The 22,129-nt window shown below is 60.8% G+C and carries 17 protein-coding genes; 14 read left to right on the forward strand and 3 right to left on the reverse strand.

From position 1 onward, the window contains the following. Positions 1-31: 31 nt before the first annotated feature. From ntrB to cysG, 6 genes are read left to right on the forward strand one after another with little or no spacing between them, the layout of a single operon-like run. Complete coding sequence (ntrB, locus tag FHT82_RS17105; RefSeq protein WP_183733183.1) at positions 32-922, forward strand: nitrate ABC transporter permease; 891 nt, start codon at positions 32-34, stop codon at positions 920-922. Between the two features lie 11 nt (positions 923-933). Further along, the gene (locus tag FHT82_RS17110) at positions 934-1,731 is read left to right on the forward strand and encodes an ABC transporter ATP-binding protein (RefSeq protein ID WP_007816841.1); all 798 of its coding nucleotides are present in this window, start codon (positions 934-936) and stop codon (positions 1,729-1,731) included. A 3-nt stretch (positions 1,732-1,734) separates the two neighbouring features. Beyond that, positions 1,735-4,185 carry a nitrite reductase large subunit NirB gene (gene nirB, locus FHT82_RS17115; protein ID WP_183733186.1) on the forward strand — a complete coding sequence of 817 codons (2,451 nt, stop codon included), beginning with the start codon at positions 1,735-1,737 and terminating at the stop codon, positions 4,183-4,185. 11 nt (positions 4,186-4,196) lie between these two features. Next, the gene (gene nirD, locus FHT82_RS17120; protein ID WP_183733189.1) at positions 4,197-4,526 is read left to right on the forward strand and encodes a nitrite reductase small subunit NirD; all 330 of its coding nucleotides are present in this window, start codon (positions 4,197-4,199) and stop codon (positions 4,524-4,526) included. Continuing rightward, entirely contained in the window at positions 4,526-7,183 is a 2,658-nt protein-coding gene (locus FHT82_RS17125) for a nitrate reductase (protein ID WP_183734179.1), read from the forward strand. The genes nirD and FHT82_RS17125 overlap by 1 nt, the downstream gene beginning before the upstream one ends. Then, complete coding sequence (gene cysG / locus FHT82_RS17130) at positions 7,155-8,630, forward strand: siroheme synthase CysG (protein WP_183733192.1); 1,476 nt, start codon at positions 7,155-7,157, stop codon at positions 8,628-8,630. The genes FHT82_RS17125 and cysG overlap by 29 nt, the downstream gene beginning before the upstream one ends. Before the next feature lie 41 nt (positions 8,631-8,671). On the opposite strand, the gene FHT82_RS17135 is transcribed toward cysG, so the two are convergent. Beyond that, a complete protein-coding gene (locus tag FHT82_RS17135; RefSeq protein WP_210276816.1) occupies positions 8,672-9,562 on the reverse strand; it encodes an AraC family transcriptional regulator in 891 nt (296 codons plus the stop codon). A 217-nt stretch (positions 9,563-9,779) separates the two neighbouring features. On the opposite strand from FHT82_RS17135, the gene FHT82_RS17140 reads away from it, so the two are divergent. Both FHT82_RS17140 and FHT82_RS17145 read left to right on the forward strand, forming a co-directional pair. Next, on the forward strand, positions 9,780-10,535 hold the full coding sequence (locus FHT82_RS17140) for an SDR family oxidoreductase (protein WP_183733195.1): 756 nt from the start codon (positions 9,780-9,782) through the stop codon (positions 10,533-10,535). A gap of 297 nt (positions 10,536-10,832) precedes the next feature. After that, a complete protein-coding gene (locus tag FHT82_RS17145; protein ID WP_183733197.1) occupies positions 10,833-14,126 on the forward strand; it encodes a cellobiose phosphorylase in 3,294 nt (1,097 codons plus the stop codon). Here the strand turns inward: FHT82_RS17145 and FHT82_RS30390 are convergent. Both FHT82_RS30390 and FHT82_RS17150 read right to left on the reverse strand, forming a co-directional pair. Continuing rightward, positions 14,123-14,302, reverse strand: a complete 180-nt coding sequence (locus FHT82_RS30390; RefSeq protein WP_348647630.1) for an oligopeptide/dipeptide ABC transporter ATP-binding protein — start codon at positions 14,300-14,302, stop codon at positions 14,123-14,125. The genes FHT82_RS17145 and FHT82_RS30390 overlap by 4 nt on opposite strands. After that, positions 14,245-14,508: a hypothetical protein gene (locus FHT82_RS17150; RefSeq protein WP_246698178.1), complete on the reverse strand. Its 264-nt coding sequence runs from the start codon at positions 14,506-14,508 to the stop codon at positions 14,245-14,247. Before FHT82_RS17150 ends, FHT82_RS30390 begins: the two co-directional genes overlap by 58 nt. Before the next feature lie 168 nt (positions 14,509-14,676). On the opposite strand from FHT82_RS17150, the gene FHT82_RS17155 reads away from it, so the two are divergent. The 6 genes from FHT82_RS17155 to ugpC all read left to right on the forward strand — a co-directional run bounded on the left by FHT82_RS17155 (position 14,677) and on the right by ugpC (position 22,127). Then, entirely contained in the window at positions 14,677-15,984 is a 1,308-nt protein-coding gene (locus FHT82_RS17155; protein ID WP_183733200.1) for an extracellular solute-binding protein, read from the forward strand. Further along, entirely contained in the window at positions 15,984-16,943 is a 960-nt protein-coding gene (locus tag FHT82_RS17160) for a sugar ABC transporter permease (RefSeq protein ID WP_183733203.1), read from the forward strand. Before FHT82_RS17155 ends, FHT82_RS17160 begins: the two co-directional genes overlap by 1 nt. After that, positions 16,940-17,761 (forward strand): carbohydrate ABC transporter permease, encoded by an 822-nt coding sequence (locus FHT82_RS17165; protein WP_183733205.1) that lies wholly within the window; start codon positions 16,940-16,942, stop codon positions 17,759-17,761. The genes FHT82_RS17160 and FHT82_RS17165 overlap by 4 nt, the downstream gene beginning before the upstream one ends. 4 nt (positions 17,762-17,765) lie before the next feature. Continuing rightward, positions 17,766-19,817 carry an alpha-L-fucosidase gene (locus FHT82_RS17170; protein ID WP_183733208.1) on the forward strand — a complete coding sequence of 684 codons (2,052 nt, stop codon included), beginning with the start codon at positions 17,766-17,768 and terminating at the stop codon, positions 19,815-19,817. Between the two features lie 140 nt (positions 19,818-19,957). Beyond that, positions 19,958-20,992, forward strand: coding sequence for a LacI family DNA-binding transcriptional regulator (locus FHT82_RS17175; protein ID WP_183733210.1), 1,035 nt, complete (start codon positions 19,958-19,960; stop codon positions 20,990-20,992). A gap of 37 nt (positions 20,993-21,029) precedes the next feature. Next, complete coding sequence (gene ugpC / locus FHT82_RS17180; RefSeq protein WP_183733213.1) at positions 21,030-22,127, forward strand: sn-glycerol-3-phosphate ABC transporter ATP-binding protein UgpC; 1,098 nt, start codon at positions 21,030-21,032, stop codon at positions 22,125-22,127. Positions 22,128-22,129: the final 2 nt, after the last annotated feature.

The following is a 22,129-nucleotide window of genomic DNA, read 5'->3' on the forward strand; positions in this document are numbered from 1 at the left end:
CCGGCCTTTTATTCCATCAAGGAGCGAACGCATGTCAGCGCTTGCAAAGAATGAAACCATCAAGACGATTGTTGCGCCGAAAACGGCCAATGTCGTCCATCTCGCAAAGAAGCCGGCGCGCAAGATCGATCTGCAGCTTCTTTCGATCGCCGTCGCCCGCAATATCGTGCCGCCGCTGATCGTTCTCGCGATCATTCTCGGCCTCTGGCAGATCCTCTGTTCTTCGCCGAACGCCTCGCTGCCATCGCCGCACCAGGTCTGGCAGGAAAGCTATGATCTCATCGCCTATCCCTTCTTCAACTACGGCTCGCAGGATATCGGTCTCGGCTGGCGCGTGCTGGTTTCGCTGCAGCGGGTTGCCTATGGCTTCGGCCTTGCAGCCATAGCCGGCATCGTCATCGGCGCGATTATCGGCCAGTCGGTCTGGGCGATGCGCGGCCTCGATCCGATCTTCCAGGTGCTGCGTACAGTGCCGCCGCTTGCCTGGCTGCCGCTGTCGCTCGCGGCCTTCCAGGACAGCAATCCTTCGGCGATCTTCGTGATCTTCATCACCTCGATCTGGCCGGTCATCATCAATACCGCCGTCGGCGTGCGCAATATCCCGCAGGACTATCGCAATGTCGCCGAGGTGCTGCGGCTCAACCAGTTCGAGTTCTTCTTCAAGATCATGCTGCCCTCGGCAGCCCCCTACATCTTCACTGGTCTGCGCATCGGCGTCGGCCTGTCATGGCTGGCGATCGTCGCCGCCGAGATGCTGACCGGTGGTGTCGGCATCGGCTTCTTCATCTGGGATGCGTGGAACTCCTCCCGCCTGCCCGACATCATCGTGGCCCTGGCCTATATCGGCGTCGTCGGCTTCGCCCTCGACAAGCTCGTGGCAGCCATCGGCAAACTCGTCACGCGCGGCGCCTCGGCCAATTGAGGGGATCGACCATGAACGCCTATCTGAAGCTCGACCATATCGACAAGCATTTCGACCGGGCCGGCGCCCGTACAGAGGTCCTGAAGGACATCAATCTCGTCATCGACAAGGGCGAATTCGTCTCGATCATCGGCCATTCCGGCTGCGGCAAGTCCACTCTTCTCAACCTGATCGCCGGCCTGACGCCTGTCTCGAAGGGAGCCGTGCTGCTCGAAAACCGTGAGGTCAACGAGCCCGGCCCCGAACGTGCCGTCGTCTTCCAGAACCATTCGCTGCTGCCCTGGCTGACGGTCTATGAAAACGTCAATCTCGCCGTCTCGAAGGTCTTCAGCAATAAGAAGAGCAAGGCCGAGCGCCACGACTGGGTCATGGCCAATCTCGACCTCGTGCAGATGGCTCATGCGAAAGACAGACGCCCCTCCGAAATATCAGGCGGCATGAAGCAGCGCGTCGGCATCGCCCGGGCACTCTCGATGGAACCGAAGATCCTGCTGCTCGACGAGCCGTTCGGCGCGCTCGATGCACTGACCCGTGCGCATCTGCAGGATGCTGTCATGGAGATCCACGCCCGGCTCGGCAATACGATGGTCATGATCACCCATGACGTCGACGAAGCCGTGCTGCTCTCCGACCGCATCGTGATGATGACGAATGGGCCGGCAGCCCGCATCGGCGAAGTGCTCGACGTGCCGATCGCCCGTCCTCGCAACCGGATCGAGCTCGCCTCCGACCGAACCTACCTCAAATGCCGCGAAGCCGTGCTGAAGTTCCTCTACGAACGTCACCGCTTCGTCGAAGCCGCGGAGTAAACCATGACCGAAAAACTCGTCATTATCGGTAACGGCATGGCGCCTGGGCGCATGCTGGAACACCTCTTCGAACAGGCACCGGGCCGCTACCAGGTCACGATCTTCAACGCCGAGCCGCGCGTCAATTACGATCGCATCATGCTCTCGCCGGTCCTCTCGGGCGAAAAGACCTACGAGCAGATCGTCATTCACGGCGACGGCTGGTACATCGACCATGGCATCACCCTCTACAAGGGCCACAAGATCGTTTCGATAGACCGCGACAGGAAGACGGTCACGTCGGATCACGGCGTGACCGAGAGCTACGACAAGCTCGTCATCGCCACGGGCTCCGTTCCCTTCATCATTCCCGTTCCCGGCAAGGATCTGCCCGGCGTCATCACTTATCGCGATCTCGACGACGTGCAGGCCATGCTGCTCGCCGCCCAGTCGCGGCAAAAGGCCATCGTCATCGGCGGCGGCCTGCTCGGGTTGGAAGCGGCCGCCGGCCTTGCACAACGCGGCATGGATGTCACCGTGCTGCACGTCATGCCGACGCTGATGGAGCGCCAGCTCGATCCCGCCGCAGGCTACCTCTTACAGAAGGCGGTCGAGGACCGCGGCATCAAGGTCATCTGCAAGGCCAACACCAAGCAGATCATCGGCAACGGCAAAGTGGAAGGCGTCGAGCTCGACAACGGCACGATCATTCCGGCCACGCTCGTCGTCATGGCGGTCGGCATTCGGCCGAACGTCAATCTCGCCAAGGACGCCGGGCTTGCCGTCAATCGTGGCATCGTCGTCGATGCCGGCATGCAGACCTCCGATGGTGACATCTACTCCCTCGGCGAGTGCGCCGAAGTCGGCGGCATGGTCTACGGTCTTGTCGCACCGCTCTACGAGATGGCCCGCGTGGCAGCCGCCCATCTCGCGGGCGATACCAAGCCGGGCTTCGTGCATTCCGACACGCCGACCAAGCTCAAGGTCACCGGCATCGAGCTCTATTCTCTGGGTGATTTCGCCGACGGTGATGACCGGCAGGAAATCGTGCTGCGTGATGCGACCGCGGGCGTCTACAAGCGCTTGGTGCTAAAGGACAACCGCATTATCGGCACGGTGCTTTACGGCGAAACCTCCGACGGCGCCTGGTTCAACGATCTCAAGAAAAAGGCGGTCGACATCTCTGAGATGCGCGACACCTTGATCTTCGGCCAGGCCTATCAGGGAGGGTCCCCGCTGGACCCTATGGCGGCCGTTGCAGCCTTGCCGGATGATGCGGAAATCTGCGGCTGCAACGGCGTATGCAAGGGCAAGATCACGTCCACGATCACGGCCAAGGGGCTGACATCGCTCGATGACGTGCGTGCCCATACAAAGGCATCCGCCTCCTGCGGCTCCTGCACCGGCCTTGTCGAGCAGCTCATGTCGCTGACGCTCGGCGACGCCTATAATCCGAAGGCCGTCCAGCCGATGTGCACCTGCACCGAGCTCGGCCATGACGATGTGCGCCGCCTCATCAAGGCAAAGAAGCTGAAAACCATTCCCGCCGTCATGCAGGAACTGGAATGGAAGACATCCGGCGGCTGTGCCAAATGTCGTCCGGCGCTGAACTATTACCTCGTTTGCGACTGGCCGGACGAATATGCCGACGACTACCAGTCGCGCTTCATCAACGAGCGCGTCCACGCCAATATCCAGAAGGACGGCACCTACTCCGTCGTGCCGCGCATGTGGGGCGGAGTGACCAATTCCGGCGAACTACGCGCCATCGCCGACGTGGTCGACAAGTTCGCGATCCCGATGGTCAAAGTGACCGGCGGGCAGCGCATCGACCTGCTCGGCGTCGAGAAGGAAGACCTGCCGGCCGTCTGGGCCGATCTCGGCAAAGCCGGCTTCGTCTCCGGCCAGGCCTATGCCAAGGGCCTGCGCACGGTAAAGACCTGCGTCGGCTCCGACTGGTGCCGCTTCGGCACGCAGGATTCCACCGGTCTCGGCATCCGCATCGAGAAATTCATGTGGGGCTCCTGGACGCCGGCCAAACTGAAGATGGCAGTCTCCGGATGTCCGCGAAACTGTGCCGAGGCGACCTGCAAGGATATCGGCGTCATCTGCGTAGACTCCGGTTTCGAGATCCATTTCGCTGGCGCCGCAGGTCTCGATATCAAGGGCACCGAGGTGCTCGGCCTCGTGAAGACCGAGGACGAAGCGCTCGAACATATCGTGGCGTTGACACAGATGTACCGAGAGCAAGGCCGCTATCTCGAACGCATCTACAAATGGGCCAAGCGCATCGGCCTCGACGAGATCCGCCGGCAGATCATGGAGGACCATGACAAGCGCCAGGCCTATTACGAGCGCTTCGTCTTTTCCCAGAAATTTGCGCAGGTCGACCCTTGGTCGGAGCGTGTCTCCGGCAAGGACAAGCATGAGTTCCGGCCGATGGCGACCATCGGTTTCAGTCAGGCAGCCGAGTGAGGAGAACCATCATGAACTGGCACCCGATCGGCGATATCTCCGATATTCCGCTGCGCGGCTCGCGCTGCGTGAAGACCCCGCATATGAACATCGCCGTCTTCCGCACCAGCGAGGAAGAAGTCTATGCAATCGAAAACCGCTGCCCACACAAGGGCGGGCCGCTTTCCGAAGGCATTGTGCATGGCAATGCCGTCACCTGCCCGCTGCACAATTGGGTGATCTCGCTGGAGACCGGCAAAGCCCTCGGGGCCGATGACGGCGCGGTGCGCACGATCCCCCTCAAGAACGAGGGCGGCACGCTCTATATCGCGCTCGAAAGCCTTGTCATGGCGGCCGAATGATGGGAGCGGAGGTCAAGACCACCTGTCCCTATTGCGGCGTCGGCTGCGGTGTGATCGCCCGTGTGGACGAGGCAGGTACGGTGACCGTGAAGGGAGATCCGGAACATCCGGCCAATTTCGGCCGGCTCTGTTCGAAGGGTTCGGCGCTTGCCGAAACGATCGATCTCGATGGCCGCCTCCTCCACCCTGAGATCAATGGCAGACAGGCAAGCTGGGATGAGGCGCTCGATCTCGTCGCCAGCAGGTTTTCCGAGACCATTGCCGAACACGGCCCTGAGGCCGTCGCTTTTTATGTCTCGGGTCAGCTTCTGACCGAGGATTACTACGTCGCCAACAAGCTGATGAAAGGCTTCATCGGCTCGGCCAATATAGACACGAATTCCCGTCTCTGCATGTCTTCCTCAGTCGCCGGTCACCGGCGCGCTTTCGGTTCGGATACGGTGCCGGGCCTCTATGAAGATATTGAACTTGCCGATCTCGTCATACTGACCGGCTCCAACCTTGCCTGGTGCCATCCCGTCATCTACCAGCGGCTCGCTGCCGCCAAGGCAGCCCGGCCGGGCCTGAAGATCGTCGTCATCGATCCGCGCCGGACGATGACGTGCGATATCGCCGACCTGCATCTCGCCATCCGGCCCGATGGCGACGTGGCGCTCTTCATGGGGCTGCTCGCCCATCTCGCGGCAGGCCCCGCGATCGACCAGAACTATATCGGCGCCTATACGGAAGGTTTTGGTACAGCCTTTGCCGCTGCCGCCGCGCTGACTTTAGACGACCTGCTTGAGCGCACCGGTCTGCCGGCCATGCAGGTGAGGGAATTCTTCCGGCTGTTCGAGACGACGGAGAAGGTCGTTACCTGCTACAGCCAGGGCGTCAATCAGTCCGTTTCCGGCACCGACAAGGTCAACGCCATCATCAATTGCCACCTGGCGACGGGGCGCATCGGCCGACCCGGCATGGGGCCGTTTTCGCTGACGGGCCAGCCGAATGCCATGGGCGGGCGCGAGGTCGGCGGGCTCGCGAATATGCTGGCCGCTCACATGGCGATCGAAAGCGCTGATGATCGCGACCGGGTGCAGCGCTTCTGGAATGCGCCCGACATTGCCGCAAGGCCCGGCCTCAAAGCCGTCGACTTGTTCCGCGCCGTCGAGGAGGGACGCGTCAAGGCACTCTGGATCATGGCGACCAATCCCGTCGTTTCCCTGCCCGATACCACCAGGGTCGAGGCGGCGATTGCTGCCTGCCCCTTCGTCGTCGTGTCCGACATCCTGCACAAGACGGATACGACACGGCACGCACATGTGCTCCTGCCATCGCTCGGCTGGGGCGAGAAGGATGGTACGGTCACCAATTCGGAGCGTCGCATATCCAGGCAGCGCCCCTTTCTCGATTTGCCGGGAGAAGCACGTGCCGACTGGTGGCAGTTGGCAGAAGTCGGACGCAGGATGGGTTTTGCCGACGCCTTCGATTATCCATCGCCGGCGGACATCTTTGCCGAACACGCGGCCCTTTCCGCCTTCGAGAATGACGGCAGCCGCGACTTCGATATCGGCGCCTACGCCGAAACGCGTACTCCGGCATATGACGCGTTGAAACCGTTCCAGTGGCCTCAGCCTTCCGGGACGGACAGCCAAGAAACGCGGTTCTTCGCCGAAGGTGGTTTTTTCCATCCCGATCGCAAGGCGCGCTTCATAGCCGTTGAGGCGCCGGCAACCGACAAAACAGATGGCGCCTATCCCTTTACGCTGAACACCGGCCGTATCCGCGACCAGTGGCACACAATGACGCGCACGGGGAAGAGCGCGCGGCTATCATCCCACATTGCCGAACCCTTCGCGGAAATCCATCCGCGCGATGCGATGGAACTCGGCATAGCCGATGCCGCCTTGGTCCAGGTCGAAAGCGCCTACGGAAAGGCCGTCATCCGCGCACTTGTAACTGACCGGCAGGCACGCGGCAGCGTCTTCGTGCCGATGCACTGGAGCGACCAGAATTCCGCAAAGGGACGCATCGGCGCTGTCGTAAAGCCGGCGACCGATACCGTTTCGGGTCAGCCCGCCTCCAAGAATGTCGCCGTCGCTGTCAGCCGTTATCGCGCAGACTATTATGGCTTTGCCGTTAGCATGGCGAGGCCCGAGGCTCCCGATGCGGACTATTGGGCACTTGCAAAGGCGGATGGTGGCTGGAGGCTGGAACTCGCTTTCAACAACAAACTCGAAGATTGGACGGCATGGTGCCGCCAGACCTTCGCCATCCCTGACCATGTCGAACCAATAGGTTATGCCGACCGTCAATCCGGTGACCGGCGCCTTGCCTTCTTCGATGGAGGGAAGCTGCTTGCCGCGCTCTTCCTTGCGAGAGAACCGGTTGCCGTCGCCCGCAATTGGGCGGTGTCGCAGCTGACCGCCGACCACCGCAACCTGCGCCGCCGCTTTGCGATCATCGCCGGCCGCCCGGGTGCTGACATGCCGGATCCGGGCGCGACGGTCTGTTCCTGCTTCAGCGTCGGCGTCAACCAGATCGTTGCCGCCGTGCGCTCCGGCTGCCGCAGCGTCGAGGCGATCGGCAGCGAAATCAAGGCCGGTACCAATTGCGGTTCCTGCCGCGCCGAAATCAGGGGGATCATCAATGCCTGTGTTGCAGACGCTGCCGAATGAGATTGCCGAGCGGACGCCGGCCCGCATGGCACCGCTCGCCAAACTGCCGGTTTTCTGGTCGCTCGCCGGACAGCGGGTCATTGTCGCCGGCGGCTCGGACGCCTGCGCCTGGAAAGCGGAACTGCTCGCTGCCTGCGGCGCGAAGGTCGAGATCTATGCTGAACAGCTCGGCGAGGCCTGTGCGGCTCTCGTCGAACAAGGATCCGCGCATCCGAAAGGCGCACTCATCCATCGCCCCGCAGCATGGCACGAGGATGCATTTGCGGGGGCAGCCATTGCCGTGGCCGACTGCGATGACGAGACCGAGGCCAGGCTATTTTTCGAGGCCGCGCAGCGGGCCGGGGTTCCGGTCAACGTGATCGACAAGCCGGCTTTCTGCCAGTTCCAGTTCGGCTCCATCGTCAACCGCTCGCCCGTCGTGGTATCGATCTCGACGGATGGCGCAGCCCCCATCCTCGCGCAGGCCATTCGCCGCCGCATCGAAACGCTGCTGCCGGCATCGCTCAAATCCTGGGCGGCCCTCGCCCAATCGCTGCGTGAGGAGATTGCCCTTCGTCTCAAACCCGGAGCAGAGCGTCGCGCCTTCTGGGAGCATTTCGTCGATCGTGCCTTTGCAACTGCGCCGACTGAAGCGTGCGTACGCGATCTGCTTGTCGATATGAAACGGCCAGCTCCGACACGCCCCGTTGGACGAGTAACGCTCGTCGGCGCCGGTCCCGGCGATGCGGAATATCTGACGCTGAAGGCAGTGCGGGCATTACAGGCGGCCGATGTCATCCTGTTCGATGATCTCGTGTCGGACGAGGTTCTCGAACTTGCGCGGCGCGAGGCAAAACGTCTGCTCGTCGGCAAGCGCGGCGGCCGAACAAGTTGCCGGCAGGAGGATATCAACGAAATGATGCTCACCTTCGCCAAGGCCGGCAAGAATGTCGCGCGGCTGAAATCCGGCGATCCGATGATCTTTGGCCGCGCCGGAGAGGAAATCGCCTATCTGAAGCAGCATAATATCCCGGTCGAAGTCATACCCGGCATCACGGCCGCAAGCGCCATGGCGTCACGGCTCGGCGTTTCGCTTACCCATCGCGATCACGCGCAAGCCGTACAGTTCGTCACCGGCCATTCGCGTCATGGCAACCTGCCCGAGACGATCGATTGGCAGGCTATCGCAGACACAAGAAAAACGACGATCTTCTACATGGGTGGACGGACAGCCGGAGCAATCCAGAACAGGCTGATCGAGGCTGGTCTCGATGCACGAACGCCTGTTGTGATCGTCAGTTCTGTTGCCAATGCCGACGAGCGGCGCTGGGCCGGCAGTTTGGACGGCCTTTCTTCGGCCATGGCGGAAATCGGCCTCGACCGGCCCGTACTGATTGGCGTGGGGGAGGTTTTTGCCGCTTGCCACCTGATGGCTGAAGCCAATCTGCCGTTGTTTGCCCGGGCTTAAGGAAGCGCCGGGACGATGAACAAAAGCTTGTCTTGTCAAATTCACGCAGCGGTTACGCCATTTTCCAGCAACGCCTTGAGATCACGAACGGGCGGTGCCCCAAACTGGCGGGCATATTCCCTGGTGAACTGCGTGACGCTCTCATAGCCGACGGAATACGCAGCCGAGCTGGCCGGAACGCCTTCCGAGATCATCTGCCTTCGCGCCTCGATCAGGCGCAACTGCTTCTGGAACTGAAGTGGTGACAATGTGGTCACTGTGCGGAAATGCTGATGAAATGACGAAAGGCTCATGCCCGCCGTCTCGGCAAGTTCATTCACTCGTAAGGGACGAGCGAAATCTTCGCGGATGACGGCAACGGCACGCCCAATTCTCTCCGCGTGGCCATCTGTCTGACCGAGCGCCCGGATTGAGGCGCCGTGCTTGCCGGTCATCAGCCAGAAGTGCATCTCCCTTAGATGCTGCCTCGCCAGGATCGGCATGACTGAGGGCCGATCGATGAGGCCCATGAGCTTGGCGGCGATGTCCGCGACCTCAGTTTCCGTCGGGTCTACGTTAACGGGTTTCGAGGTCGAAACTGTCATTGGGCCAATTTCCGAACCCAGTTCGCGGATCAGGGCGAGGTCGAGTTCGAGAACGAGAGAATAATAGGGAGCAATGCGGCGTGCCGTTGTGATCTGGCTCACCGTGGGGACGTCAGCGGTGATCAGGAGGCTATCACCTGCGCCGAAGTCGAACGTTTCCGGCCCGATGCTCACTCTCTTTCGCCCCTGTAGAACCAGTGCAACCAGAGGCCTGTTGATCGCAAACTGGATTTCGCTTGGGTTCAGGGCGCGGATAGCCGTCAGACCGGGGATCGGAGTTGCTGCCAGTCCGAAGCGATCGACGTTGATGTCTGCATGACGGCGGACGATCTCCAGCAAACTCATCAGAACTCCTACAGCAATGGAGAAAAAGGCAAGTTGAGATTGTCTGCCTGCCTTGAATGACGCCAGATTAGCAAGCATTTGAGCCATATCGCAAGCGCGCAGGACGATGCGACGCTTCGGTTTCGGATAAATAGGCAATTCGTTTGGAGAAATAGGCAGCAGTTCGCATTGGCCTGGGGGCATTGTGTTGATTAGCAATCAGCACAAAAGGAGTTGACCTATGACGACAATCTCAATCGTAACCGGCGGAAGCCGCGGCCTTGGACGCAATACCGCCATCAGCATCGCCAAGCATGGTGGCGATGTCATTTTGACCTACCGAAATGGCGCAGAAGAAGCCAAGGCTGTCGTGGCCGAAATAGAAGCTCTCGGCCGCAAGGCAGTGGCGCTGCAGCTCGACGTCGGTACCACGTCGGCGTTCCCGGCCTTCGCGGAAGCCGTTCGATCCGCTCTGACGGTGACATGGTCGCGCACCAACTTCGATCACCTCATCAACAATGCCGGTCATGGTGAGATGGCGGGTTTCGCGGAGACTACGGAAGCGCAGTTCGACAATCTCTTCAATGTCCACGTCAAGGGCGTCTTCTTCCTGACTCAGACCCTGCTCCCGCTCCTTGTCGATGGCGGCCGTATCGTCAATTTCTCGTCCGGCCTCACCCGCGTTTCCTATCCGGGATTTTCCGCCTATTCCGCAGCTAAGGGAGCGGTCGAAATCCTCACGCTCTACCTGGCGAAAGAGCTCGGAAGTCGCGGTATTACAGCGAATACGGTCGCTCCAGGTGCGATTGCGACAGATTTCCTGGGCGGCGCGGTTCGCGATACGCCAGCCTATAACGAGGCATTCGCCAACATGATCGCCCTCGGCCGCGTCGGGTTGCCAGACGATATCGGCCCGATGATCGCCAGCCTGATTGGCCCTGACAACGGCTGGGTCACGGCACAGCGCATTGAAGTGTCTGGCGGTCAGAATATCTAATCAACAAGGGCCGGTTCGGCGTTACGCTGGACCGGCCTCGGATGTCTTCGATGCATCTGCCCTCCCCGAGAAAATCTTGTTCCTCGACGCTGGGAAGGTGATGCGCTTCAAGACTCGCGTCGTCGAGGCGCCGAGGCGAATTGGTTCTGCTGTCCTCGATTTTGAGCCAATGTTTATTGCGCTCCAGGGAAAGTTCGTCAGCACGTCACTGATCTAACTCAGTGACAACGGGTATTATTTGGCTCAAACATTTTTGCGTCATTCTCCGATTCCCTGTTAGGCGACACGAGATCTCACATGTCTTCGAGACTGAATCGCAAATTGCAGATGCCCCGCCGCGACGACCTTGGCCTTCTGACAATCGCCAATGGCTCCGGCCTCTCCATATCCGCACTGCCGAACGGCGCGCTCTTTTCCATCGACTATGTCGATGGCCTCGGATCGGCGCAGATCAACCAGATCCAGGGATCGCCGCTTTCCGGCGGCGTCGGGCGTCTTTACCTGCGGATCGGCGGCATGAAGCCCGCCCTTGCAGAGATCGTCGGGCCTCGGGCGCGAGGTCGCTTCGGGCACGGTGAGACAGGCTTTTTCTGGAGCGGCGATGTCGGAGATGTCCACTATCAGGTGAGCCTCGTGCTTACTCCCTCCGAGACGACGTGGTTCTGGCGGGTTACGCTGACGCATACCGGTAAGGAGACGCTGCCGGCCGATCTCGTGCTGGTTCAGGATATCGGCCTTGGCGATCGTGGCTTCCTGATGAACAGCGAAGCCTATGCCTCGCAATATGTCGACCACCATATTGCCGAGCATCCGGCATTCGGTTTTGTCCTGATGAACAGGCAGAACCTCAAGCAAGGTGGCGGACGCAATCCATGGCTCGCGCAGGGCTGCCTCGAAGGCGTCGCCGCCTATGCCACCGACGCAATCCAGCTCGTGCAATCGGCCGCCCGGGGCGACGATCTGCTGGTTGGCCCCTTCGGCACGGACCTGCCGTGCCAGCGCCGTCAGCATGAAATGGCCTGCCCTGCACTTCAATCAAAGCCGCTCTCCGTATCTGCCGAGGGCGTGACGGCGACTTTCTTCGGCTTGTTCCTTAATGATCATCAGGCGGCATCTGATGATGCCGATCTTTCCCGCCTCGACCATCTGAGCACGATCGAAAAGAACGGTTCCGGACCGGCAGAGCGAACGCCGCCGCGCAGCATCCTGCAGGATGCCGCGCTTCTTGATGTCGACGCACTCGACGACAAGGCAATCGCCCGCCTCTATCCCGAGCGCATGCTCGAAGAGCGTGTGGATGGAAAGCTCCTCTCCTTTTTCGTACCCGAGGGTGCACTCAACCGCCACGTCGTCCTTCAGGAGAAAGAACTGCTGATCGCACGCCGCCACGGCGCGATCGTGCGCAGCGGACAGAATATGCTGCTCGACGACGCGACACTGGCCTCTACCTGCTGGATGCAGGGTATCTTCGCGGCACAGTTGACGATCGGCAATACCTCCTTCCATAAGCTGTTTTCCGTCTCTCGCGATCCCTATAACCTGACGCGGACCACCGGATTGCGCATCCTGACCGACGCAGGCCAGGGCTGGCAGCTTCTCGCTGTTCCCTCCGCCTTCGAGATAGGCCTCAGCGACTGCCGCTGGATCTATCGTCTTGCCGATCGCACCATCACCGTGACAGCCGCGGCGTCCGGGGAGGATGCCGCGATGCAATGGGCGGTCTCGGTTGAGGGCAAGCCCTGCCGGTTCCTCGTCTTCGGCCATCTCGTTCTCGGAGAGCGGGAATATGATGCGAGCGGCCATGTCGAATTCGACAATGATGCCAAACGCATTCTCTTCCGTCCGGATCCGCACTGGCTCTGGGGCGAACGCTATCCCGATGCCAGCTACTGGCTGGTGAGCCCGACACCCGATGTCCTGGAGGCAATCGGCGGAGACGAGCTTCTCTATGAGGATGGCATTGCCCGCAACGGCGCTTTCATCGCCCTGCGGTCGAAGGAAACACAATCGTTTTCCTTCGCTGTCGTCGGCTCGATGACGGATAAGGCGGAGGCTGAGCGCCTGGCCGAACGCTACGCAAGCGGCGTAACGCAGGAAGCGATGCTGACACCGGCGTCGCACTTCTGGCAGCACACCATCCGCGGCCTGACGCTGGACAAGCCCAAAGCTGACGTTCAGGCGCATGCGGCGATGCTGCCATGGCTGGCGCATGATGCGATCGTGCATCTGAGTGTGCCGCATGGGCTCGAACAATATACGGGCGCCGCCTGGGGTACGCGTGACGCCTGCCAGGGACCGATTGAATTCCTGCTTGCCTATGAGCACGATAGCGAAGCCAAGGAAGTGGTGAAGACGGTCTTCAGCGAGCAGTATCTCGAAAAGGGCGACTGGCCGCAATGGTTCATGCTGGAGCCCTATTCCAACATCCGCTCCGGCGACAGCCATGGCGATATCGTCGTCTGGCCGCTGAAGGCGCTCTGCGACTATATCGAGGCGACCGGAGACTTTACCATCCTCGATGAAAAGGTGGCCTGGCGCGATGACAAGACCATGGGCAAGGCACCGGCCGATACGATCGCCGTGCATGTCGACAAGCTACTCGATACCGTGCGCGAGCGCTTCATCCCCGGCACGCATCTGATCCGCTACGGCGAGGGCGACTGGAACGATTCCCTGCAGCCGGCCGATCCGCATCTGCGCGACTGGATGGTGAGCAGCTGGACCGTTTCCCTGCTCTACGAGCAGCTCGTGCGCTACTCCGCCATTCTGCGCCGTATCGGCCAGGGCGCGAACGCAACCGGCTTGCGCAAGATCGCCACCGCCATGCGGCGCGACTTCAACAGGCACCTGATCCGCGACGGCGTTGTCGCCGGCTACGGCATCTTCGATCCCGCCCACGATGGCGTCGAACTGTTGCTGCATCCTGACGACCAACGCACGGGGCTGCACTACTCGCTGATCTCGATGACGCAGGCGATGCTCGGCAAGCTCTTCACGCCGGAGCAGCGGCAACAGCACATGAAGCTGATTGAAAAACACCTGCTCTTCCCCGACGGCGTACGCCTGATGGAGAAGCCCGCGACCTATGCCGGCGGCCCCGAAACGCTGTTCCGGCGCGCGGAATCCTCGTCCTTCTTCGGCCGCGAGATCGGCCTCATGTATGTGCATGCGCATCTGCGCTACTGCGAAACGCTTGCCATCGCCGAGGATGCAAAGGCCCTCTGGAAGACGATCGGCGTCGCCAACCCGATCGCTGTCACGGACGCCCTGGCGCATGCGTCACTGCGCCAGCGCAATACCTATTTCAGCAGCAGCGACGCCGCTTTCCCTGATCGTTATCAGGCGATGAGCGACTGGGATCAGGTCAAGAAGGGCAAGATCGACGTCGATGGCGGCTGGCGCATTTACTCCAGCGGCCCAGGCCTCTTTACCCGGAGCTTCGTCGAAAACATCCTCGGCTTCAAACGCCACTTCGGACGCCGCAAGCGTGTACCGCTGCTGCCGCCTTCCGCATCGATCACGATCCAGACGGATCATGCACCCTGGCGCCGGCTGAAGGCTCCGTCGAAGGCACCGAAGCAAAAGGGCTAGGAGACGGCTTCCCACACCGGTAGCGGGATCGGATTGGGAGTGGCCAAATGGCAGGCGGCCATCTGGCCGCTCGCGACTTCCCGCAATGCCGGCCGCTCGACCTTGCAGATGTCCTGGGCTATCGGGCAGCGCGTATGGAAGCTGCAGCCAGATGGAATGCGCGATGGGCTCGGCACATCGCCCTCGAGTACGATACGGCGACTTTTGCGATCAGGATCGGATTCGGGTGCAGCGGGGCGGAATAGACCTTTCGCTTGTCGCCGATCTCCACGATCCTGCCGAGATACATCACAGCCACACGATCGGCGATGCGCCGCACGACGGCGAGGTCATGGGCGATGAAGAGGAAGGAGAAACCCTTCTTCTCCTGCAGGTCTTGCAATGCCGCAAAAGATAATCATCAACTCCCGATTTTATTGTTTGTTCCCAATACGTTAGACTCATAGTTGTTTATTATCGATAAAAACACTTGCGGCACACAATATAGATGATAACGTTTCAACTAAATTGAATGCATGACGGTAACAGTCAACGTTTGGGAGGACGTGGCATGACCAGCAGCAGTAAATTTAATCCCGAAATTCGTCGCCGCACGCTGCTCGCCGGAGCAGGAAGCACCGCCTTATTGGCCATGACCGGTGCGACACGGGCACAGGACGCAGTGAGTGGTGAACTTGTCGTTCTCAACTGGCTCGGCGGCTCCGAACTCGACATGATGCATTCAATCCAGAAGGCCTTTCTGGCGAAATATCCCAATGTGACGATCCGCGAAGTCGTCGTCACCGGCCAAGGCGACATGCGCGGCGGCATCCGTACCGCACTGATGGGCGGCGAAGTCGTCGACGTGCTCTTCAACACATGGCCGGCCTTCCGTAAGGAACTTGCCGATGCCGGCATGCTGCGGCCCATCGACGACCAGTGGAAATCCTTCGGCTGGGACAAGCTCATCAGCCAGTCCTGGAAGGATCTCGGCGCCATCGACGGCAAGACTTACGGCCTGACCTATACGTTCGGCGACCGCTCCGGCATCTGGTACAAGAAGGAGCACCTCGCCAAGGCTGGCATTGCCGAGCCGCCGAAGACCTGGGACGAGTTTGTCGGGTCCTTCGCAAAGCTCACCCAAGCCGGCTATGCAGCGCCGGTCGCGATCCCCGGCAAATACTGGGCACATGCCGAGTGGTTTGAAACCCTATTGCTCAGAACCGCAGGCATCGAGACGACGACAAAGCTTGCCACCCATGAAATTCCGTGGACTGATCCGGCTGTGAAGACGGCGCTTACCAAATACGCGCAGATGCTCACATCCGGCTGCTGCGGCGCGCCGAATACGATGCTCGCCAATGACTGGGACGGCGAAGCCGATCAGATCTTTCAGGCCAATGCCAAGAACTATCTGCTGATCGGCATGTGGATGAACAACCGCGCCAAGAACGACTACAAACTCACCGAAGGAAAGGATTACGGTCTCTTCCAGTTCCCGTCTCTCGGCATGGGCCATGACGATACGTCAAGCGTCGACGCCAAGGAATTGCTGGTGACGACGAACGGCCCCAATCCGAAGGCGGCAGACGCCTTCCTCGATTTCTGGACGAGTGCCGAGGCCGCCAACATTCTCGCCAAGGCCGGCTACGCTTCACCGAGCAGCAACGTCGATGCTTCGCTCTATGGCGAAGTACAGAAAGTGGCGACGCAGGCCGTCGCGAACTCGAAGCTGCAATTCGTGCTCGGCGACCTTCTGCCGGGCGATCTCGTCGACGAGTATCGCGTGCAGCTGCAGAAATTCCTGCAGGATCCGTCCGATGCCAATATCGACACGGTTCTTGCCGCTATCGAAACCAAGGCCCAGGGTTCCTACTGATGGCTGACACCTCCGCTTCCCCGGTGCGGGAAGCGGCGGGCGTGATGCAGGGTTCTCCGCTGGCGGCTGGCATCCAGGGCCGTCGGCGTCTGCTCAAGGACACGCCCGCCGCACTGATCCTGATTGCGCCTGTTATCGTGCTGTTTGCGATTGCCGTGATCTACCCGCTTGTGGAGACGATCCGGCTGAGCTTCTGGGATATCCAGGGGCTGAGAAAGCCTGTTTTCATCGGCTTCGGCAATTATGTGCGGCTCTTTGCCGACGCGGCATTTCGCAACACGCTGCTGACGACCTTGATCTTCACCATCGGCACGACTGTCATCTCAGTGGCGATCGGCTGGGCTCTGGCGATGCTGTGTGCTTTTGCGCCGCAGCAGACTCTGCCCTTCCGGGTGATGATCTTCGCGGCCTTCGGCATTTCGGAGGCGGTTTCCGGCTATATGTGGATCGGCATTTATCGGGCGGATGCCGGCGGCCTGCTCAATTCGCTGATCCAGCTCCTGGGCTTTCCGGGCTTTGCGCATGCCTGGTTGGGGGATGCCAACACGGCCCTCTGGGCTCTGATCGTCGCGGCTTCCTGGAGCGGTGTCGGCCTGCCCCTGATGCTGATCTTCGCCGCCATTCAGGCAATACCGAAATCCGTGCTCGAAGCCGCCTACATGGATGGCGCCAAACCGGTTTCGACCATGCGACATATCATGATGCCGCTGTCGATGCCGGGTGTCCGCGTCGCCGTCTTCATCAACCTTCTGACGGCACTGCGCGCCTTCGATATCATCTATATTCTCACCGGCGGCGGGCCGGTGCGCTCCACGGAAACCGTCGGCTATTTCATGTACCGGGAATCCATGACCCAGTTCAAACTGGGCTACGGAGCGGCGGCCACCGTTATCCTGCTCCTTGCGGTTCTCATCGTTTCGATCCCGGCCATCATCCAGCGAACGGCAGGTGCGAAATGATCGGAAAGGCTCCTCGCTGGATTATCGTCGTCGTCGGCATCGTCGCTTTCATCTGGGTGATCCCGATCATCGGCATCGTCGTCACGTCACTGCGCCCGCCGGAGGGCGTGTCGCTCGGCTGGTGGCGCTTCGACCATTTCGATCTTACGCTGGATGCCTGGCGCCGCGTCTGGGACAAATATCCGCTCGCAGACTCCATGTGGGTGACGATGAAGACGGCTGGCATTGCGACGGCGCTGACCATGCTGCTGACGCCGGCCGCCGCCTATGCCTTCCACTTCCTGACATTTCCCTTCCGCCGGGTGCTGCTGATCATCATCATCAACGCATTCGTGCTGCCGCAGCAGGTCGTCATCATTCCGCTCTTCACGCTCTGGCGCGATATGGGGCTGATCGACAATATCCTCTCTGTGCTCATCCCCTATGTCGGACTGTCATTCGCCTGGTCGATCTTCCTCGTCAAAAACTTCTTCGAAGATTTCCCTAGGGAATTGGTGGAAGCCGCCAAGATTGACGGTTGCGGACCGCTCGCGACCTTCCGCCATGTGGTGTTGCCGAACAGCCTATCACCGATCTTCGCCGTCGGCATCTTGCAGTTCCTGTGGACATGGAATGCGCTCTTGCTGCCCATGCTCTTTTTGCGCAGCGATGTACCTCTTCCCGTACTGCTCGCCCGCATTTCCGGCAGCTACGAGATCAACTGGGACCTGAGATCGGTGGCGGCCATGATTACCACCATCGTACCACTGCTTGTCTTCCTCATTTTCCAACGTCAGTTCGCCGCCGGCTCGCAGACACGCACCGGCGCAAAGGAATAGGACCATGCCCAAGACCACGAACAAGCCGCTGCGCTACCGCCAGATCCATCTCGACTTCCATACGTCGGAACATATTCCGGGCATCGGCGCCGATTTCGATCCGGATGCTTTCGTCTCGACGCTGAAGGGAGCCCATGTCGATTCCATTACCATTTTCGCCAAGTGCCATCACGGCTGGTCCTATTATCCGACCAAGGTCGGCAAGCCGCATCCGAAGCTTGCCCGCCCGGACCTGCTCGGCGACATGGTGAAGGCGCTGGCGGCGGCTGATATCGAAAGCCCGATCTACATTTCCGTGCAGTGGGACGAGCTGACGGCCCGCGAACATCCCGAATGGCGCGCCATGAGCGCCTCGAACCGCTACCACCACGACCGGCCGGCAGATCCCTCCGCCGGCAAGCAGCTTAGCCCCGCCTGGCATACGCTCTGCCTCAACCATGCGGGCCTGCGGCACTATATTCTCGAACAGGCGCGCGAGGTGGCGCAGAGCTATCCGACACAGGGGCTCTTCTTCGATATCATTCTGACACCTGACTGCGTCTGCCCCGCCTGCGTCGAACGCATGCTGTGCGAGGGCCTCGACCCGGAAAATCCGGCCGACCGCCTGAAGAATGACGAGGCCGTCAACGAGCAGTTCCGTCGCGAGACCAGCGAGGCGCTGTTTGCGGAATTTCCAGGCCTGCGCGTCTTCTACAATTGTGGCCACATCCACAAGCAGGGGCCGGAACGCTTCTCGACCTATTCGCATCTCGAGCTCGAAAGCCTGCCGACCGGCGGCTGGGGTTACGACCACTTCCCTTCGAGCGCGCGCTACGCGGCCACATTGGGCATGGATTTCCTCGCCCATACCGGCAAATTCCATACGTCCTGGGGCGAATTTGGCGGCTTCAAACATCCGGATGCGCTGGAATATGAATGCGCCCAGATGATTGCGCTCGGCTCCAAATGCCTGGTCGGCGACCAGTTGCATCCGAATGGCGCGATCAATCCCGATACCTATGCGTCGATCGCACCGGCCTATCATCGCGTCAAAAAGCTCGAACCCTTCCTGGAAGGAGCAAAACAAATCTCCGAGATCGCCATCCTTTCGGCGGAACATATGAACCCCGGGGGAGCACGCAATCATCCAAGCGATGATGGTGCGGCACAGGTGCTGCAGGAATTGAAACGCCCCTTCGATGTCCTCGATATATCGGGCCGCTTTGAACAATATCGCCTGCTTATCCTGCCCGACGAGATCCCCGTCGATGCGGCGCTCGCCGTACGTCTGAAGTCGTATTTAGCCGGTGGCGGCAAGATCATCGCCTCCTGGCATTCGGGCCTCGACGAGAACGGTAAATTCGCTGTTGATTTCGGCATCGAAAGAGGCGCGGCACCCGTCGCTTTCAGGCCGAGCTACGTAAAGGCGGGCAAAGACCTCGACGCCTCCATGCCGGAAACGGCTTTCGTCTTTTATGACGACGCGGAAACCGTCCGGTCGGTCGGTGCGACTGTTCTGGCAGGTATCTTTCCATCCTACTTCAATCGCTCCTACAAACATTTCTGCTCGCACCAGCATGCGCCCGACGACACAGATGCCGAGATGGTCGGTGCTGCGGTGACCGTACATAAGGGTGCGGCCTACATTGCCTACCCGATTTTCCGGCTTTACCGGGCGATGGGCCAGCCGCTCTACAAATACGTCGTTCGCGGGCTACTCGACCGTCTCGTTCCCAACCCGGCAATGGCGACCGACCTGCCGTCGTCCGGTCGAGCAACGCTGACGCGCCAGATCGAACATGACCGTCATATTCTGCATCTGCTCTATGGTCCGCCGCAGATCCGCGGCAAGGACGTGCGCGGCGATGACGGCTCGACCCGCGTGATGGAGATGATCGAGGACATTCCGGCGATCGGCCCGGTCAATGCCACAGTGCGCCTGCCGGCAAAACCGAAGCGCGTCTTCGATGCGATGACGGGTGAGGATCTAGCCTGGAATGCCGGCGACGACGGCGCCATCAGCATCACGGTGCCGCGGCTGCGCATCCATAGCGCCGTCGTCTTCGAAGGCGCCTGATGCAGATCGAGGTCAGGGAGCCGTCGGACTTTGCACATACTGCCCGCAATACTGGTGGGCGGCGGAGTGCTGGGCTATACGACGGAAAGGCGCCTGATCGGGCGCCATTTCCCGGGAATAAGTGCAGGAGCCTGCTCGAAATGCGACAAACGGACCAGACGGCCGGAAGGAGGCGCGGAGCCACGATCATCGACGTTGCCAAGGTGGCAAATGTCGCTGTTGGTACCGTGTCCCGCTATCTCAACGGCCAGACGATCCGCCGCTCCAACCGGGAGCAAATCGAGAGGGCCATCCAGGACCTCGGTTACCGGCGCAACGCCGCTGCCGCCTCGATCCGCACCGACCTTACCCATATGATCGGCTTCCTGGTGCCGACCTTCGACGAATTCCATGCTCGCATGCTGGAGCATCTCGCCCATTCAGTGCGCCAGACCGGCCGAGCACTTCTGACCTACTGCCATGGTGGCGATCCGCGTGTGGTTGCGGAAGCCCTGGATTTCTTCGCCGCGCAGCGCGTCGATGCGCTGGTGATGGACGGTACAGCGGAAGTCTACGACCGCGTTGACGACCTGATCCACCATGACATTCCGATCATCTTCTACAACAACGACGTCCGTGGGCTGGCGGCAGACCGGGTGATGGTGGAGAACCATCGCGCGAGCTACCGCATCGTCAGCCACCTCATCGATCTCGGTCACACCCGCATCGGAATCCTGACGGGCGATCCGCGCAATTCCTCCGGCATCGAGCGGCTGGCAGGTTATGAACAGGCGCTGCGTGACCGGGGCATAACGATCGATCCGACACTGGCTGCCCGCGGCAACTGGCGTATGGATGGCGGTTATGAGGCGACCAAACGGTTGATGTCGCTCGAAAATCCGCCCACCGCGATCTTTTCGGCCAACTACGGCATGGCAGTCGGAGGACTGAGTTGGCTGAAGGAGAACGGCCGGCATGTGCCCGAGGATATTTCGCTTGCGAGCTTCGACGATGTGGCGATCTTCCGGCTCTATGAAGCCGGCATCACCGCCGTCGCCCAACCGGTGGCAAGCATTGCAGAAACCATCACAGACATTCTTGTGGAACGCCTGACGGAACCGTCGGGAGGGGCGACGCGCAGCGTCGTACTCGAATGCGACATCATTTTGCGGGGCTCGACGCGGCGGATCACCTGACGCGTTCTGCCTGCCAGGCGGTTAAAGGGAGGAAGCTTTGGCCAGCGTAGAATTGCATGATATCGACAAGTCCTACGGCAGCTTTCAGGCGATCGAGGGGCTTAACCTGAGCGTGGACGATGGTTCATTCACGGTCTTCGTCGGCCCCTCCGGCTGCGGAAAATCGACGCTTCTACGCATGATCGCCGGTCTGGAAAAGATCACCGCCGGCAACCTCACGATCGGCGGACGACGCATGAACGAAGCCGATCCGATCGAACGCGGCGTCGCCATGGTCTTCCAGAACTATGCGCTCTATCCGCATATGACAGTCGAACAGAATATCGGCTTTTCGCTGCGCATGGCCGGCATGGGCAAGGCCGATATCGACAAGAGCGTTGCCGCCGCTGCCGCGACCTTGCAGATCGAGCCGCTGCTCAAGCGCAAGCCCGCTCAACTCTCCGGCGGCCAGCGCCAGCGCGTTGCGATCGGCCGGGCGATCGTCCGCAACCCCGCCGTTTTCCTGTTTGACGAACCGCTGTCGAACCTCGACGCCGAACTCCGCGTCTCCATGCGCGTCGAGATCGCCAAGCTGCATCGGCGCATCGGCGCGACGATGATCTATGTTACCCACGACCAGACCGAAGCGATGACACTTGCCGACAAGATCGTCGTCATGCGCGCCGGCAAGATCGAACAGGCCGGCACGCCAGATGCACTCTATAACGATCCGGACAATTTCTTCGTCGCCGGGTTCATCGGCTCGCCGCGCATGAATTTCCTCGATGGCAAGCTCGGTGCGGATGGGGTGATCAAACTCGATTGCGGCACAGCTTTTCGAGCCGGCATTGTCAGCGCGGGTAAGGAGATGCCGGTCAAAGTGGGCATCCGCCCGGAACATTTCACCGGACAGGACGAGGGTGGCGGCGCGATCGACGTCAAGGTCGACGTGGTGGAAAACCTCGGCGGAACCCGTTTCATCTACGGCACGCTCACCTCAGGCCAATCGGTAATCGTCGAAGACCGCTCGGAGAGGGCTCTGCGCCCCGGCGAAACGGTAAGCGCCGGCTTTCCGGCCAGGAAGGCACTGCTCTTCAGCGTCGACGGCATGCGCGTGCGCGATATCAGGCCTGCCAACAGCATTCCCGCAGAATGACC

The organism is Rhizobium sp. BK275 (assembly GCF_014193555.1).
Classification (GTDB): domain Bacteria; phylum Pseudomonadota; class Alphaproteobacteria; order Rhizobiales; family Rhizobiaceae; genus Rhizobium.

Excerpts from the sequence above, each read along its gene's own strand:
- FHT82_RS17160 (WP_183733203.1), top strand. The coding sequence starts at position 15,984 with ATGGCTGACACCTCCGCTTCCCCGGTGCGGGAAGCGGCGGGCGTGATG.
- FHT82_RS17155 (WP_183733200.1), top strand. The coding sequence starts at position 14,677 with ATGACCAGCAGCAGTAAATTTAATCCCGAAATTCGTCGCCGCACGCTG.
- FHT82_RS17175 (WP_183733210.1), top strand. The coding sequence starts at position 19,958 with ATGCGACAAACGGACCAGACGGCCGGAAGGAGGCGCGGAGCCACGATC.
- ntrB (WP_183733183.1), top strand. The coding sequence starts at position 32 with ATGTCAGCGCTTGCAAAGAATGAAACCATCAAGACGATTGTTGCGCCG.
- FHT82_RS17145 (WP_183733197.1), top strand. The coding sequence starts at position 10,833 with ATGTCTTCGAGACTGAATCGCAAATTGCAGATGCCCCGCCGCGACGAC.
- FHT82_RS17165 (WP_183733205.1), top strand. The coding sequence starts at position 16,940 with ATGATCGGAAAGGCTCCTCGCTGGATTATCGTCGTCGTCGGCATCGTC.
- cysG (WP_183733192.1), top strand. The coding sequence starts at position 7,155 with ATGCCTGTGTTGCAGACGCTGCCGAATGAGATTGCCGAGCGGACGCCG.
- FHT82_RS17170 (WP_183733208.1), top strand. The coding sequence starts at position 17,766 with ATGCCCAAGACCACGAACAAGCCGCTGCGCTACCGCCAGATCCATCTC.
- nirD (WP_183733189.1), top strand. The coding sequence starts at position 4,197 with ATGAACTGGCACCCGATCGGCGATATCTCCGATATTCCGCTGCGCGGC.
- FHT82_RS17125 (WP_183734179.1), top strand. The coding sequence starts at position 4,526 with ATGGGAGCGGAGGTCAAGACCACCTGTCCCTATTGCGGCGTCGGCTGC.
- FHT82_RS17140 (WP_183733195.1), top strand. The coding sequence starts at position 9,780 with ATGACGACAATCTCAATCGTAACCGGCGGAAGCCGCGGCCTTGGACGC.
- nirB (WP_183733186.1), top strand. The coding sequence starts at position 1,735 with ATGACCGAAAAACTCGTCATTATCGGTAACGGCATGGCGCCTGGGCGC.
- FHT82_RS17110 (WP_007816841.1), top strand. The coding sequence starts at position 934 with ATGAACGCCTATCTGAAGCTCGACCATATCGACAAGCATTTCGACCGG.